Annotated in this window: 12 protein-coding genes and 2 pseudogenes; 4 read left to right on the top strand and 10 right to left on the bottom strand. The window is 61.5% G+C overall.

Annotated features, from left to right (window positions below; translation table 11 throughout):
• Positions 1–14: 14 nt before the first annotated feature.
• Together E3Z29_RS19350 and E3Z29_RS19345 are read right to left on the bottom strand one after the other, a co-directional pair.
• A pseudogene (locus E3Z29_RS19350) lies at positions 15–1337 on the bottom strand (flavin-containing monooxygenase).
• Positions 1338–1587: 250 nt separating this feature from the next.
• Positions 1588–1818, bottom strand: coding sequence for a hypothetical protein (locus E3Z29_RS19345; protein ID WP_096796409.1), 231 nt, complete (start codon positions 1816–1818; stop codon positions 1588–1590).
• Positions 1819–1859: 41 nt separating this feature from the next.
• On the opposite strand from E3Z29_RS19345, the gene E3Z29_RS19340 reads away from it, so the two are divergent.
• Entirely contained in the window at positions 1860–2228 is a 369-nt protein-coding gene (locus tag E3Z29_RS19340; RefSeq protein ID WP_134786661.1) for a lysozyme inhibitor LprI family protein, read from the top strand.
• Positions 2229–2259: 31 nt separating this feature from the next.
• On the opposite strand, the gene E3Z29_RS19335 is transcribed toward E3Z29_RS19340, so the two are convergent.
• The 6 genes from E3Z29_RS19335 to E3Z29_RS19310 all read right to left on the bottom strand — a co-directional run bounded on the left by E3Z29_RS19335 (position 2260) and on the right by E3Z29_RS19310 (position 9216).
• Positions 2260–4389: a TonB-dependent receptor domain-containing protein gene (locus E3Z29_RS19335; RefSeq protein WP_134786660.1), complete on the bottom strand. Its 2130-nt coding sequence runs from the start codon at positions 4387–4389 to the stop codon at positions 2260–2262.
• A 203-nt stretch (positions 4390–4592) separates the two neighbouring features.
• Positions 4593–6137 carry a class I SAM-dependent methyltransferase gene (locus E3Z29_RS19330; protein WP_134786659.1) on the bottom strand — a complete coding sequence of 515 codons (1545 nt, stop codon included), beginning with the start codon at positions 6135–6137 and terminating at the stop codon, positions 4593–4595.
• 85 nt (positions 6138–6222) lie between these two features.
• A complete protein-coding gene (locus E3Z29_RS19325; protein ID WP_134786658.1) occupies positions 6223–7095 on the bottom strand; it encodes a GyrI-like domain-containing protein in 873 nt (290 codons plus the stop codon).
• Positions 7096–7203: 108 nt separating this feature from the next.
• Entirely contained in the window at positions 7204–7698 is a 495-nt protein-coding gene (locus E3Z29_RS19320) for a PaaI family thioesterase (RefSeq protein ID WP_134786657.1), read from the bottom strand.
• Between the two features lie 8 nt (positions 7699–7706).
• The gene (locus E3Z29_RS19315) at positions 7707–8864 is read right to left on the bottom strand and encodes a GGDEF domain-containing protein (RefSeq protein WP_134786656.1); all 1158 of its coding nucleotides are present in this window, start codon (positions 8862–8864) and stop codon (positions 7707–7709) included.
• A 103-nt stretch (positions 8865–8967) separates the two neighbouring features.
• Positions 8968–9216 carry a hypothetical protein gene (locus tag E3Z29_RS19310; protein ID WP_134786655.1) on the bottom strand — a complete coding sequence of 83 codons (249 nt, stop codon included), beginning with the start codon at positions 9214–9216 and terminating at the stop codon, positions 8968–8970.
• Between the two features lie 170 nt (positions 9217–9386).
• Between E3Z29_RS19310 and E3Z29_RS19305 the strand changes: the two genes are divergently transcribed.
• The 3 genes from E3Z29_RS19305 (at position 9387) to E3Z29_RS19295 (ending at position 11630) form a co-directional block, all read left to right on the top strand.
• The gene (locus E3Z29_RS19305) at positions 9387–10031 is read left to right on the top strand and encodes an ATPase (protein ID WP_097090339.1); all 645 of its coding nucleotides are present in this window, start codon (positions 9387–9389) and stop codon (positions 10029–10031) included.
• A gap of 86 nt (positions 10032–10117) precedes the next feature.
• A complete protein-coding gene (locus E3Z29_RS19300) occupies positions 10118–10459 on the top strand; it encodes a hypothetical protein (protein ID WP_095136448.1) in 342 nt (113 codons plus the stop codon).
• Positions 10460–10676: 217 nt separating this feature from the next.
• A complete protein-coding gene (locus E3Z29_RS19295; RefSeq protein ID WP_134786654.1) occupies positions 10677–11630 on the top strand; it encodes a helix-turn-helix domain-containing GNAT family N-acetyltransferase in 954 nt (317 codons plus the stop codon).
• A gap of 116 nt (positions 11631–11746) precedes the next feature.
• On the opposite strand, the gene E3Z29_RS19285 is transcribed toward E3Z29_RS19295, so the two are convergent.
• Entirely contained in the window at positions 11747–12226 is a 480-nt protein-coding gene (locus tag E3Z29_RS19285; RefSeq protein WP_134786653.1) for a GNAT family N-acetyltransferase, read from the bottom strand.
• 52 nt (positions 12227–12278) lie between these two features.
• Positions 12279–13175 (bottom strand): annotated as a pseudogene (locus E3Z29_RS19280) (LysR substrate-binding domain-containing protein).
• Positions 13176–13200: the final 25 nt, after the last annotated feature.

Below are 13200 nucleotides of genomic sequence, written 5' to 3'. Positions count from 1 at the left end.
GCGAAAGAGGGCAATCAAGCGTCGATGGTGCCGACGGCTTTGCTGTGAATCTGCGCATGCAGGGCGGCTTCACGCTGCTCGGCATCCTGGTAGTCGAGGTATTTGCGCTGGGTGGCGATGTGATCGGCCACGTGTTTGGCGTCGTGCCACACGCCCCAGATAAACGACGAGCCACGGCGCGACTGCCATGGCAGCCCAAGGAAATACACCCCCGGCTCACTGGACACGCCACGCTGATGCTGCGGTTTGCCCTTGTCGTCAAACGCTGCGACCTGCAGCCAGGAATAGTCCACGGCGAACCCGGTGGCCCAGATGATCGAAGTGATCCCGGCCTTGGCCAGATCCAGATCGAGCAGCGGATTTTTCACGCAATCGGGATCCGCATAGGTTTCGCGTGCTTCGGGTTCTTCCGGCAGGTCGAGACCGTTGCGCTCGATGTAGGCATCGGCGGCATCCAGCAGCGCCAGATAGTTCTCGTCACCGCGCTTGAGGTTGTCGCGCAGGTCCTGCTTGAAGGTCACCACGCCGTTATTGAACGACTCGGTGACGCCAACCAGGGTCATATGCCGCGATGGGCCAGACCACGGAAGTCGATGGTGCGCCCGCCATGCGCGCCGCTGACCGCGATGGTCACGTGCTCGCGGCCGGGTTTCATCGCTGCCTGATCCCACTCGCCGAGCACCCCCAGCCACCAGCAGAAATCACGGTTGCGATAGGCACGCGGTGGACGGTCATGCGCACCTACCGACAGGTACACCTGCTTGCCGGAGCGCTGCAGTTCATCGGCGATCTGCACGCCTGACGAACCAGCGCCAACCACCCAGCACTGCGCCTGCGGGCAGTTGCTGCGGATTGCGATAGTCGGCGGAGTGGATCTGCAACAGACGCGGGTCTTGCGGGGCGATCGGCGGGATCACCGGGCGCTGGAACGGGCCGGTTGCCGCGACCACGCGGCTGGCCTCGATCACGCCTTCGGAGGTCTCGACGGTGAAGCCCGGACGCCCGACATTGCGCACCACGCTTTTGACCTCGACCCCGGTGCGGATCGGCGCGTTGAATTTCTTCGCATAGGCTTCGAAGTAGTCCGCCACGCGCTCCTTATGGGCGAAACCGTCGGGATCGACATCATCGAATTCCAGCCCCGGGAAGCGGTCGTGCCACGCCGGACCGTTGGCTACCAACGAGTCCCAGCGCCCGGTGCGCCAGCGTTCGGCGATGCGGCTGCGCTCCAGCACCAGGTGCGGCACGCCGAGTTTGCTCAGGTGCTCGCTCATCGCCACACCGGCCTGTCCGGCCCCCACGACAAGCGTGTCTGTTTTTATTATTTCAGTGGTCATTTCTACATCCTTCCTGGCAAGGCAAGTGGATTCGGATCGCTTCAGGCTTGTCCGTTTTGCTTGCGGTCAGACTAGGCAGGAGGGGGGTATCGGTAAAATATTATTAAGCTGGGATGTGAATACAAATTGCTGAAGCAGAAGGGGCGAAGCCAGTAAAAACGCGGCTTGCAGGACAGGGGGAGGGTTGTCCCGGGCAGGAAAACCCGGGACAGGAAGGTGAAAATTCACTTTAAGGAGGGGGAGCGTCGCGTCAGTTACCGTCGGCGACCTTGCGTTCGATCGCATCAGTCTTACGCTTGAGCTCCTCGGTGTCCTGTTCCATGACGCGGGTGGAGGTGGGGGTAATCACCTCGTCCACGGCGCGGGTGTCGTCGTCGCTGTCCTGCAGATCGCGGTTCACCACATCCACCGGTTTGCCCGAGGAGTCGAGCGGTGGCGCGTTATGAGGTGTTGCAGGCTTGATATCGTCGGTGCTTTTCATTTTTCATACCTCCATTGACCTACAACGTTGGATACGAAGCCATGACGGGAGTTCGAGAAATTTCACGGGTGACCGCAGCCGCCCTCGGCTGTGCGTTGCTGATCGCTGCCAATTCAACTCAAGCCGCCAGTTTTGACTGCGGCAAGGCAAAATCCATGGACGAAAAAGCCGTTTGCGCCAACCGCGCCTTGAACGACCTGGACGTCACCATGGGCGAGCTGTTCAGCCTCGACAAACGCCTGCTGCCGATGGGCGGGCGCGATGCTTTGATCGGTGAGCAGCAAGCCTTCCTGAAAAACCGCAAGGCCTGTGGCGCAAAGGTCGGGTGTCTGACTGACCTGTATCAGAAGCGGGTCGTTGCGCTGCGCAGCATCATCGAGACGCGGGTGATGACGCAGGGGCCGTTTTGACCCGCTGCGTTTGTCTGGTCAGGGCATGCCGTCAGAGCAAACTCCACGACACCCCGACATAAACCCCGAGCCCTTCACCCGGCGTAGACCGCGCCGCATCCTGGCCTTTGTCGTCATACCCCGGTGTGACCGTCGCGGCGTAGTGTTTGTTGGTCAGGTTGCGCAGGTCGAGCCAGGTTTGCCAGTCGTTTTTCGGCGCGTTGTAGCCGACGGTGGCGCCGAACAGTGCGTAGGGATCGGCGTAGTAGCTGTTGGCGTAATCCACCGCGACTTTGGACACCAGTTGCGTGTTGACTGCCGCGAAGAAGCCTTGTGGCCAGTCGTGGCGCAGTTCGCCCTGGTAGTAGTGCATCGGCAGGCCCGGCAGGCGGTTGTCGCCGAAGCGCTGGTCGTCGCGGTAGTGGAAATCGCTGAAGGTGTAGGCCTGACGCAGGCTCAATTTACGTCCGTCGGCGGCCGACCACAGTGTGCTTTGCAGGCTGGCTTCCACGCCTTGGTGCACGGTGGGGCTGGCGTTGAGTTCGTACGGGGTGACGGCATTGGCGTCCGGCAGTACCGACAGCAATTCGTGGCGCACCTGGGCGTAGTACCACGCCAGGCTCCACTGGCCGAGCGCGCTGTCGCCGCGACCGCCGAGTTCGAGGGTGGTCGCGGTCTGGTTCTGCAGTTTGATCGGGTCGCTCTGGGTGCCGGTCGCCGCGCCGTTGCCGGCCGGGAAGCGGATGTTCGAGCTGTAGATCAGCGACCACGGGTGCGGTGCTTCGACCGAACGGCTGAGGTTGCCGAACAGTTGCAGGTCCGGCGTGACCTGATAGCGCAGGCCCAGACGTGGCGCGTAATCCCAGTCGTTCAGGCTGGTCTTGCCGCCGCTTTGCGGGTAGGTGACGGCGCTTTCGCGGCGGGTGTAAATGGCGGCGAGGCCGGTGGTCAGCCACAGGTCGTCGGCGATTTCCAGGTCGTTGCCCACGTGCAGAACGGTGTCCGAACCCTGATAGGTGAAGTTGCGCATGCGGGTACCCGGCGCATACGCGGCGGTGTTGCCGGACGGGATGCGCACGAATTCACTGGCGCCGTCGTTGGGCAGGTGTTTGGTGGTGCGCAGGCCCACGGTGCTGCGGCTTTCCATGCCGAACACGGTATCGCGGCGCTTGTAGTCGAAGGTGCCGCTGACATCGGTGTAGGCCACTTTCAGACGGTTCGGGCCTTCGCGCAGGTCCATCGGGTAATCGTGATAGACCAGGCCGGTCTGAATGCTCGAATCGTCGTCGACGTAGTAGGTGGTCTTGTTGCCGATGAAGGTGCTGCCCGGTTGTTTGCGGCTGTCGTCGCGCGACACATAAGCCGGGTTGGCCGCCCTTGGAGTGTGCTCGATCGAGTGTTTGGTCACGCGGCCGGCGAGATCGTTGTCGGTCTCGCGATAGCGGAAGTAGAAGCGGGTTTCCAGGTTCGGATTGAAGCGATAGCCGAAGTTGGCGATCACGCCTTTGCTCTCGCTGGCGGTGTGATCCTGATAGCCGTCGGCGTTCGCATCGGTCAGCGACACGTAGTAATCGAAGTCGCCCAGCACTTGCCCGGAACTCACCTGACGCTGCTGATAACCGTGGCTGCCGGTGGCATAGCGCACCTGCAATTTCGGCGCGTCATAGCCGGTGCGGCTTACGTAATCGACAGCGCCGCCCAGTGCCAGTGCACCGCGATCAAAGCCGTTGGCGCCGCGCAGCACCTCCACATGGTCGAGCCACAGCGGTTCGAGCAATTCGTAGGGCGTACCGCCGGGGCCGGTCAGCGGCAGGCCGTCGAGCATCGTGTACAACCCCGAGGCATGCGCGCCCGGTGCGCGGTTGATCCCCGAACCACGGATCGAGATTTTTACCCCTTCATTACCCGCCGACTGCGCGTAGACCCCGGGCTGATACGCCAGCACATCCTGATTGCTCGCCACACGGCCCTGCAACGGCTGGCGCATGTCGACCACATTGCTGCCGCCGGGCACCTGCGCCAGACGCGCTTGGGCCTCGGCGACGGAGGCATCGGCGCCGCTTTGTTCTTCAGCCGAAATCAGCACCTGTCCCAACTCCATGCTTTTGGGTTCCTCGGCCATGACCGGGCAGGCGAGGGCTAGGCCCAGCAGGGCAGAGGGCAGGGATTTGGGCGACGGCATCGAAGAAACTCCAGGCAGACAGGAACGGGCAATGAACAGTGCGACGCAAGAAGGAACGACGGAAACACATGGCAATTTTGCTTTTTTAACGGGGCGCTGCGTGGCAGGTGGGGGCAGGATGGCTCAGGAGGCGGCAGTCAGGACCATACACGCAGACGACTGGCCGCGTTTTATCGCGGCCAGTCGTCCGGCGTGTATCTGGTTCAAGCAATTTTCAGCGCCATGAGAATGTCCAGCGGTGTCTGGGCAAATGCCCGGGCCTGTTCGGTCATCTCGGCAAGGTTTTCTTCGGCCGTCAGCAGCGGCTGGTCACCCTTGTGCAGCACTTCGCCCTGCTCACCGATGACGGCCCACGCCAACTGCGCCCAGTCTTGCGGGTCGGTCATGCCTTGCTTGATCGAAATCAGGAACAGCTGCTGCACGCGGCTGATCGGTACGCCACCGCCGGTGACCGGACTGGCCAGCACCTGAATGTTGTTGTTGAACAGCGCGCGTTTGCACAGTTGCAGGTTGAGAGTGTCGCAACGTTCCTGCACCTGCCTTTCGGCGGCTTCGCTCTGGCACGGGGCGGCGACGCCCATGCCGATCAGCACGGTGACAGCCTGCACCAGGTCGTCGTAAGACACGGAGCCGACAGCCATCGACAACTGCTGCAGGGTTTTCGGTGCGTAGGCACTGGCGGCGAGCGCTTCGAGCACCGGGCTGTAAATCTCTGTTTGCAGCGCAGCCTCGCCGGCGGGACCAGTGACCGTGCCGGGAATGCTCTCAATCGCTTGCAGCAGGACAAAACGGCTTCTCAGCAGGCCATCGCGTTGCTCGGCGGCAGACAGCCGATTGGCGCCACGTACGTACAGATCCCGGCGGAAGTTCTGATTGATGAAGTAGTCGCGCGCCTGTTCGCGCATGATCGGGTGCTCGATACCTTCCAGAAAGTCCATGCCTTCTGCACTCAGATTCAGCGCAGCCACGGTGTCCAGCGGTACGGCCGTGGTGGCGTAGTCGAGTTTGGCTGCGGTCATGGCATCGACCACGTCGATGAAATACATGCAGTCCCAGTTGCGATTGAAATACTCGTGGGCCACGTACTGACGGTTCTGGCCCTTGATGCTCTGCAACTGGGCACCCAGGGCCGGCGCCGCTCTGGCGTACTTCGGATTGGCCGCCAGCAGCGTTTCCGAAAACTCCATCGCGGCATCGATGCGTTTGGCCGGGCTGGTCGAGGCCTGGCTGGCAAAGCGATTGTGCAGGCTGAACAGATTGCGCAGGGGCGCCGAAGGCGACCAGCCCGGGAAGCAGTTGTAGCTGACGTACAACATGCCGCCGGGCTTGAGGTGGCGACGGGCGAACTCGACGATCAGTTGCTGATTGTCGCGGCTGACCCAGGACCAGATGCCATGCAGGCTGATGCTGTCGAACGCCGGCAGATCATCGCGGGCCAGCAGTTGCTCGAAGCTGTCGTCATACAGACGGGCCTGGCTGTTCCAGTCGTTCGCCAATGCGATGGCATGCGCGGCCTGAGATGGCGTGAAGTCGGTGCCGACATAGTTGCCCGGGTTGGCGGCGGCGTGGATGTTGATTGAAACACCCTGGCCGAAGCCCAGTTCGCAGTGGTAACCGCCGGTGTCTTCGAGGGTGGCAAAACCGCGCAACAACAAACAATAACGCTGGAACACCGGGTTGATTTCCCGGCTATACGAGTAGGTGTAGCCCTCGTCGGTGAAATACCCTTCGTTCCAGGCATTGCTCATGTTTACATCCTTCAATTCGCGAGTGAGCCGCTCTTATAAAGGGTTGTCATTACGCACCACAAGCGGAAAAACATGTAAGTGAATCTTACGATTGCAAAGGCACATAGATGTCCGTCTGCCATTGCTCCTGCGGGGTCTCGGGATACACGCTCAGGTAATGGAAAAACAGCGGATGATCGCGCAATTCCTCACCGCTGGCAGGCAACCAGTCACGGTAGACCGGATAGATGGTTTCGCCGATATGATCCGGCGAACCGACGTGCCGCACCACCACGCAACGTCCACCGGGAATGACGAGTTCCCCCACGCCGAACGTGTTGGGAGCTACCGGCTCTTCAATCTCGCCACAGATGGCGAAGCGAAAATCCTGCGCCGCAGTGGTGTCGGGGTTGTTGTAGGGAATGCCGAAGGTGCGACTCGAGGCCACGGGCGACTGCCCGCTGTGCACGCGCCAGGCGATGAATGTCTGCACGCTTTGTTGAACCTCCCCCGGCGCGCCGCGATGTTCAAACGCAGCGACCCGTAGGGTTGGAAAATTGATGATTCTGGTTTGCATGATGACGCTCCTGGAAAAGTGGGGGATGGCGAATACCGCATTCCAGGTCTGCCAGTTCGGTTGCTTCCTGAAGGCACTTGGCGTCATGCCGAAGTCGCGCCGAAAGGCGCGGCTGAATGCTTCCGGACTCTCGAAACCGGCGTCAGACGCGGCGTCCAGTATCGAGTGTTGCGGCTGCGCGGCCAGCCGATGTGCAGCCCGGCGCAAACGCATCAGTTGCACGTAGCGCGAGACCGGCACGCCAACGAACGCGCTGAATTGCCGATGGAAGTGAAACACCGAAAAGTTCGCCAACTGACTCAACGTATTCACCGACAGGTCACCTTCGAGATGGGCATCGATGTAGGCGAGCACGCTGTTGAAGCGCCGGGTATAGGCGCGGTGGGTCGGCAGGTCGGACACGGGTTGGAAGCTCCTGGAAGTGCGGTCTGCTATAGCCTCGTCGATTTCCGGGTCGGCACGCCTAGCCGAGTTTGCTCAAGTGTCATTCCGACAGGGGCGCGTGTGGAGTCAGCGGCCGTGCGCTGCGTCAGCCAGTTGCCCGGTATCGACCCGCACGAACACCGAATCGCCCACCGCCGTCAGCACCTCCTCGGCATATACCTCGCAAATCACCCGCGTCTTACGCCCGACCTCGCCCTCGACCCTGGCGCGCAAGGTCAGGGTGACGCCCATCGGCGTGGGTTTGATGAATTTGATGCCGAGGTTGCCGGTCACGCAGTCGATGCGCGGCAGGCTGCCTGGTTCGCGTTGTTCGTGGCGGTAGTGCCAGGCCATCGCGGTCCAGTTGGAGTGGCAGTCGACCAGCATTGCCAGCAGGCCGCCGTATACCAGGTCTGGCCAGCCGCAGTATTTGTCGTCCGGCAGGTGTTCGGCCATGACGTGCACGCCGTCCTCGTGCCAGTAGCTTTTGACGTGCAGGCCATGGGGGTTGCGGCTGCCGCAGCCGTAGCAGACGCCTTCGGGGGCGGCGAGGTCTTGCAGGGGCGTCTCGGAACGGGTCATGGGTCTGGTCATCCTGAAGTGGTAAGCCCGGTCAGGCGCAGTCGGTTGCGGCCGCCGCGCTTGGATTCGTAGAGCGCGGCGTCGCCTTGCTCGATCAGTGCCGCGAGGCTGGCCGGCGGCTGGTTGAACAGGGTGGCGCCGATGCTCAGTGTCACCGGTTCGGCGGTGGGGAAGGTCTGGGCGGCGTTGCGCTGGAACTGATCGCGCAGGGCGTCGCCCAGTCTGACGATGTGATCACTGGGCGCGTTGCTCAGCAAAATCACGAACTCGTCACCGCCCAAACGGGCGGCCAGCGCCTCATCGGTGGTCTCGGCGCGGATCATTTCGCTCAGGGCCACCAGCAAACGGTCGCCGGCGCTGTGGCCGTACTGATCGTTGACCGATTTGAAGTTGTCGATATCGATCAATAGCAGGGCGCCGGGATGCGCCGCAGACACGCCCCGCAGCAGGCCCGGCGCGCGCATGTCGAGGGCGCGGCGGTTGTAGAGCGCGGTCAGTGGATCGCGGGCGGCCAGTCGGGCGATCTGCTCCTCGCGCCGGTAGCGTTCGGTGCCGGTCATCGACAGTGCAATGAGCATGATCGCCATCGCGCCCTCGACCAGCGAGATCTGGATGATGACGCCACGGAATGCAGCCAGGTCGATCAGCGTGCCGGGGATCACCACGGTCAGGGCCTTGGCCACATAGAAGATGCCGTGACCGAGCAGCACATAGCGCAATTGCACCGCACCGACGCTCAGCGATTTGCCATGCGGGCGCAGCAGCAAACTGGCCTTGAGCGTCGAGGCGGCAACCAGCAGCGAGTTGGCAGCCAGCATGACTTTCGACCACAACGGCCCGTCCGGCAGCAACAGCAAAACCAGCCAGGTGACGAAAATCAGGTACCAGGCGCGTGACAGGCGGATCTGCGTAAAGCGCGCCACTCCCAGCAGAAACAGGAAGTGCGCGGTCACCAGCAAGCCGTTGGCGAACCAGATGCCGATCAGCAAAAAGCCGTTGCTACGCAGCAGAGCCAGGGTGGAACCGACGGTGATGGTGGCGAAACCGGCGCTCCAGAACAGCAGCGAAGGCTCACGAATGCTGCGCCACTCGACCGCCAGATACAGCGCGGCAGCGGCTGCGAGAGCGATCGAGATGGTCAGCATCGTTGGTGGGTCGAGCGGCATTTCCGGGGGAGCCTGTCAGAAGGTCGGTAAGGCCGCCGATTGTAAGCGTTCGGGGCCGTTTTGGCAGGCGCCGCATACGATCGTCACCGACCGGCGTCCACGCTCATTCGTGAGGCGTGAGCCAAGTGTCGACGACCCGCCGATCCAGTTCTTCCCAGTACGCCATGCCCAGCACGCGGGTGGTGTTCAACCCGCGCAAATAGCCACGCAACTGATTGGCGGTATCGCGCTTGAGCTGCGCATCGGTGATGTCCTTGTCCAGCAACACCTTTTCGTACTGCACCAGGTATTCCGCCACCCGCTCGCGAAAGTCGGGCAGAACCGCGTCGCGGATCAGGTCAAAGGTTCTCAAATCGGCTTCCTCACTGTTGTTTTAGTCATTGGGGATGAGTGTGTACCCGTCTTTATCGTGCGCAACTATCGCTAGAAGTAATAGTGACCATCACGAAACGCAAGTTCAGCTTTGCTGGCAATAGGCGGAAAATTGCCCTCATTGAAAACGCAGCTCAAGGAAATTGCGCGATGAAGACACTGACCCGACTGGCGCTGACCGCTCTGCTGATGAGCGGCATGGTAGCCACGGCACCGTCTTACGCCGACGACGCCTGTGCGTGTCATCTTCAGCCAATCGCCGGCAGCAGCGCGACTTTGCAGCATTCACAGACCGTGGGTGTGTTGTACAGCGAAAACACCCGGGAAAACCTGCAATACCTGACGCGCTACCACGATATGGCGCTGCACGGGGCCAAGGATGCACTGGATCCGCGAATTCGCGCAGCCTTTGTCAGCAGCTCCGACCCGGAACTGGCGATCGACTGGTTGCTCAGCTCGTTGCAACGCCAGTTTCTGTCGGTGACCGTTTACGACAACCTCGATGCACTGATTCTGGCGCATCCGGATATCGTGGTGAAACTCGACACCTTCAACCGCTTGCTGACTCAGCAGAACAGCCTGTACGAGGCGCATTTCATCGCGCGTTTCTACGATGCCGACCTGCAGTACATCGGCAAAGCCGAGGGCTCGGTGGAAAAACAGATTTCGTCGGTCTGGGTACACGACAAAGCGGCGCACGAGATTGCCGCGCAGATCGAGCAGCAACGTGACCTGCAACTCAATGCCTTGAAGCAGTTCGATGCCTCGCTCAAGGCGCTGGTGGCTTCCAGCTGAACACTCAAAACCAAAAGGGCAGCGGCGGCGCCGTGACGCTGAATCGCTGCCAAATGAACCGAACCTTTATTTTCAGGATGACCCCGATGCGTGCTTTGTTTGCCCCGACCCTGGCCGTTGCTTCCTTGCTGCTCGCCGGTTGCGCCTCCGCACCGAACGACCCGACGCTGACCTTGCAGACCAACAAGACTCCGGCGCAATACGCCGATTGCGTGGTGCCGAAGCTGCAGGGCAGTGCGCTGAACCCGACCGTTTCGCAGACCCAGCGCAGCTACCGGATCGTGGTGCCAAGCAAGGTGTCGGCAGACAACGTGCTGGAAGCCTATAAGGCCGGCAACGGTGGCAAGGTGTTCATCTACGAGCGCCACTTGCTGGCTTCGAACTTCCTGCCTTCCAGTTTTGAACGCGCCGCCCAGGACTGCATCTGATCCGGTTGCACAACCCGTTTTAACCGAGCTCCTTTGGTTGGCCGCAACCAACCAATACTTTGCCCCGCACCTCATTCGGTTGCGGGGCTTTTTTTGTCTGACGTTTGCTGCTGTGGCGACGCCGACAATCGACCGCTCGCCCGGAGTCGTCGGCTTCTTGCACCGTCATATTGAAACATGGTTGTGTAGTACAACTAAATTTCAGCGGTGATGTGTCATGAGTATCCCTTCAGCCTTGATCGAAGAAATCCGTACAGCGTCGCGCACGATGGTGCGTGAGTTCGGTTTCCTGCGCGCCACCTTGGCGGCGACCGACTATTCCGCCTCCGGCGTGCACGCCTTGCTGGAAATCGAGGCCGGGGACGGCGTCAGCGCTGCGCAACTGGCGCAAATCCTTGGCCTGGAAAAATCCAGTGTCAGCCGCATGGTCGGCAAACTGATCAAGGCCGGGGAGATCGAGGAGCGTGCTGCCGAGCACGCCCGGGTCAAGCATCTGCACCTGACATCGCAGGGCCGGCAGACCGTCGCCGACATTCATGCCTATGGCCAGGCCCAGGTCAGCAAGGCACTGAACACGCTCAATCCGTCGCAACAACAGAGCGTGGCGCAGGGCCTTTCAACCTACGCGCATGCGCTCAAGACCATCCGCCTGGGTGCTGACCGGCCGCTCGCGCCGAATCTGCACATCAGCGCCGGCTATCGCCCCGGCCTGATCGGCCGCGTGGCGCAAATGCATGCGGATTATTATTCGCGACATTCCGGTTTCGGCGCGATCTTTGAAAGCCGCGTCGCCAGTGGAGTGGCGGAGTTTGTCGGGCGCCTCGATCAGCCCTGCAACCAGATCTGGGTGGCGACGCTTGATGAGCGCATCGTTGGCTCGATCGCAATCGACGGCCAGGATCTGGGCAGCAATCAGGCGCATTTGCGCTGGTTCATCCTCGACGACGGCTGCCGCGGCAGTGGCGTCGGCCGGCAACTGCTGAGCGCGGCGGTGGAGTTTTGCGATCAGCGGGGGTTTGACGCGATTCAGCTCTGGACCTTCAAGGGCCTCGACGCCGCGCGCCGACTGTACGAAGCGGCCGGGTTCGAATTGACCATGGAAGAGCCGGGCAGTCAGTGGGGCAGCGTGGTGACGGAGCAGCAGTTCACCCGTGCAGCCGCCTCACGTTGAAGGTTGATTCAGCGTCATCACGCAGGCGCTGAACACGTTTGCCAGCCGGTTGGCGAAAGCCGTGATTTCCAGATCGCTGCGCGCAGTCCCGGAAAAGTCTGGACGAGGGCAAACCGCTACAAACGCATGCCCATTTCGACAGCCCGAGTCTCAAAGCCGAACTCCGCATACATCCGCGCGGCACGGCGATTGAATGGCCAGACGGTCAACCGCAGATCCTGGGCATCCTGTTCGATCGCCCAGTTTTTCACCAGATTCATCAGCCCACGGCCGAGGCCTTGTCCCGAAAACTGTTCGGCGACACACACCGAGCCGATGCGAACGACATTCTGCGGTTGCATCAACGGCCCTGAACTGGCCGACAGGCTGGCCGTGATAAACGCCGCAGGTTGATCGTCGACATGGGCGATGAACACAACGTGACCGGGTTTCTCGAACAGCGCTGACCAGTGGGGCAGGTCGCGGGAAAATTCCGCGGTGGGCGGGGCATAGATGTCGGGGCGGGCAGTGTGATGCACGTCGTTAAGCAATTGCCCCAGCTCACACATGCTCAACGCGTCTGCGCCCGTCGCGGTGCGGTAAGTGATTTGTTCCATGTCGTGCGGTGCTCCTTGATTACGCGCAAGCCGCGAACGGCGCTGTTGATCGTTATTGTTCCAGCCAGTCAGGATAGATCTGCACAAAGTGCTGCTGCAGCCATTCGACAAATACCTGAACTTGCGCAGCCAGGTGCGTGCGGCTGGGGTACAGCAGTGATACCGGGCGCGGGGTGGGCCGATAGGCGCTGAGGATTTCCACCAGGGTGCCGCTGGCCAGGTATTCGGCCACGGTGATGCCTGGCGCCTGAATGATTCCAAAGCCCGCTACGCCGCACTGCACGTAGGCATTCGACTCGGTGACGGTGATGCCGGCGTTGCTGATGAACGCGCGGTCTTTGCCTTTGACCGAGAAGTGCCAGGGCAATGTCCTGTTGTTTTGGCCGGAAAGAAAATTCACCCCGCGATGGGCATTCAGATCGTCGAGTGTCCGCGGTTCGCCGTGTTCCTGCAGATACTCGGGGGCTGCGCACGTGACCATGGTCGCCATGGCGATCGGGCGAGCGATCAAGGTCGAGTCCGGTAACTCGCCAATTCGTAACGCGCAGTCGATACCTTCACCGATCAGGTCGACCGCCCGATCAGTCACGCCCAGCACCATGTCGATCCCGGGGAAGGCGCTGGTGAAGGCTTTCAGGTTTTTGATGAAGTCCAGTTGCGCGAACGCGGTCGGGATATCGACCCGAAGCCGGCCTTCGAGCGTTGCTCCGCTGCGGTCGAACATCGAAGTGGCGGCCGAGATATCCGCGAGAATTTCCTGCACTCGCTCATAGAACAGTTGGCCTTCGGTGGTGAGCGCGACTTTTCTGGTGGTGCGCTGAAACAGACGCACACCCAGGGATGTTTCCAGCTCCTGGATGTAACGGGTGACCTAGGGGCGCCCGATGTCCAGCGATTCGGCGGCTTTGGTGAAGCTGCCGAGCTCGGCAAGCCGAGCGAACAGTCGCATCGATTGCAGCAATTCCATGATCGGG

The sequence above is a fragment of the Pseudomonas sp. S150 genome (assembly GCF_004526365.1).
Lineage (GTDB): Bacteria > Pseudomonadota > Gammaproteobacteria > Pseudomonadales > Pseudomonadaceae > Aquipseudomonas > Aquipseudomonas putida_A.
Note: the sequence above shows the minus strand (reverse complement) of the source record. Positions and strands in the feature narration are given on the sequence as shown.

What these genes read in the sequence shown, in the direction of transcription:
- E3Z29_RS19345 (WP_096796409.1), bottom strand. Translation starts at nt 1,818, where the DNA reads ATGAAAAGCACCGACGATATCAAGCCTGCAACACCTCATAACGCGCCA.
- E3Z29_RS19340 (WP_134786661.1), top strand. Translation starts at nt 1,860, where the DNA reads ATGACGGGAGTTCGAGAAATTTCACGGGTGACCGCAGCCGCCCTCGGC.
- E3Z29_RS19335 (WP_134786660.1), bottom strand. Translation starts at nt 4,389, where the DNA reads ATGCCGTCGCCCAAATCCCTGCCCTCTGCCCTGCTGGGCCTAGCCCTC.
- E3Z29_RS19330 (WP_134786659.1), bottom strand. Translation starts at nt 6,137, where the DNA reads ATGAGCAATGCCTGGAACGAAGGGTATTTCACCGACGAGGGCTACACC.
- E3Z29_RS19320 (WP_134786657.1), bottom strand. Translation starts at nt 7,698, where the DNA reads ATGACCCGTTCCGAGACGCCCCTGCAAGACCTCGCCGCCCCCGAAGGC.
- E3Z29_RS19315 (WP_134786656.1), bottom strand. Translation starts at nt 8,864, where the DNA reads ATGCCGCTCGACCCACCAACGATGCTGACCATCTCGATCGCTCTCGCA.
- E3Z29_RS19305 (WP_097090339.1), top strand. Translation starts at nt 9,387, where the DNA reads ATGAAGACACTGACCCGACTGGCGCTGACCGCTCTGCTGATGAGCGGC.
- E3Z29_RS19300 (WP_095136448.1), top strand. Translation starts at nt 10,118, where the DNA reads ATGCGTGCTTTGTTTGCCCCGACCCTGGCCGTTGCTTCCTTGCTGCTC.
- E3Z29_RS19295 (WP_134786654.1), top strand. Translation starts at nt 10,677, where the DNA reads ATGAGTATCCCTTCAGCCTTGATCGAAGAAATCCGTACAGCGTCGCGC.
- E3Z29_RS19285 (WP_134786653.1), bottom strand. Translation starts at nt 12,226, where the DNA reads ATGGAACAAATCACTTACCGCACCGCGACGGGCGCAGACGCGTTGAGC.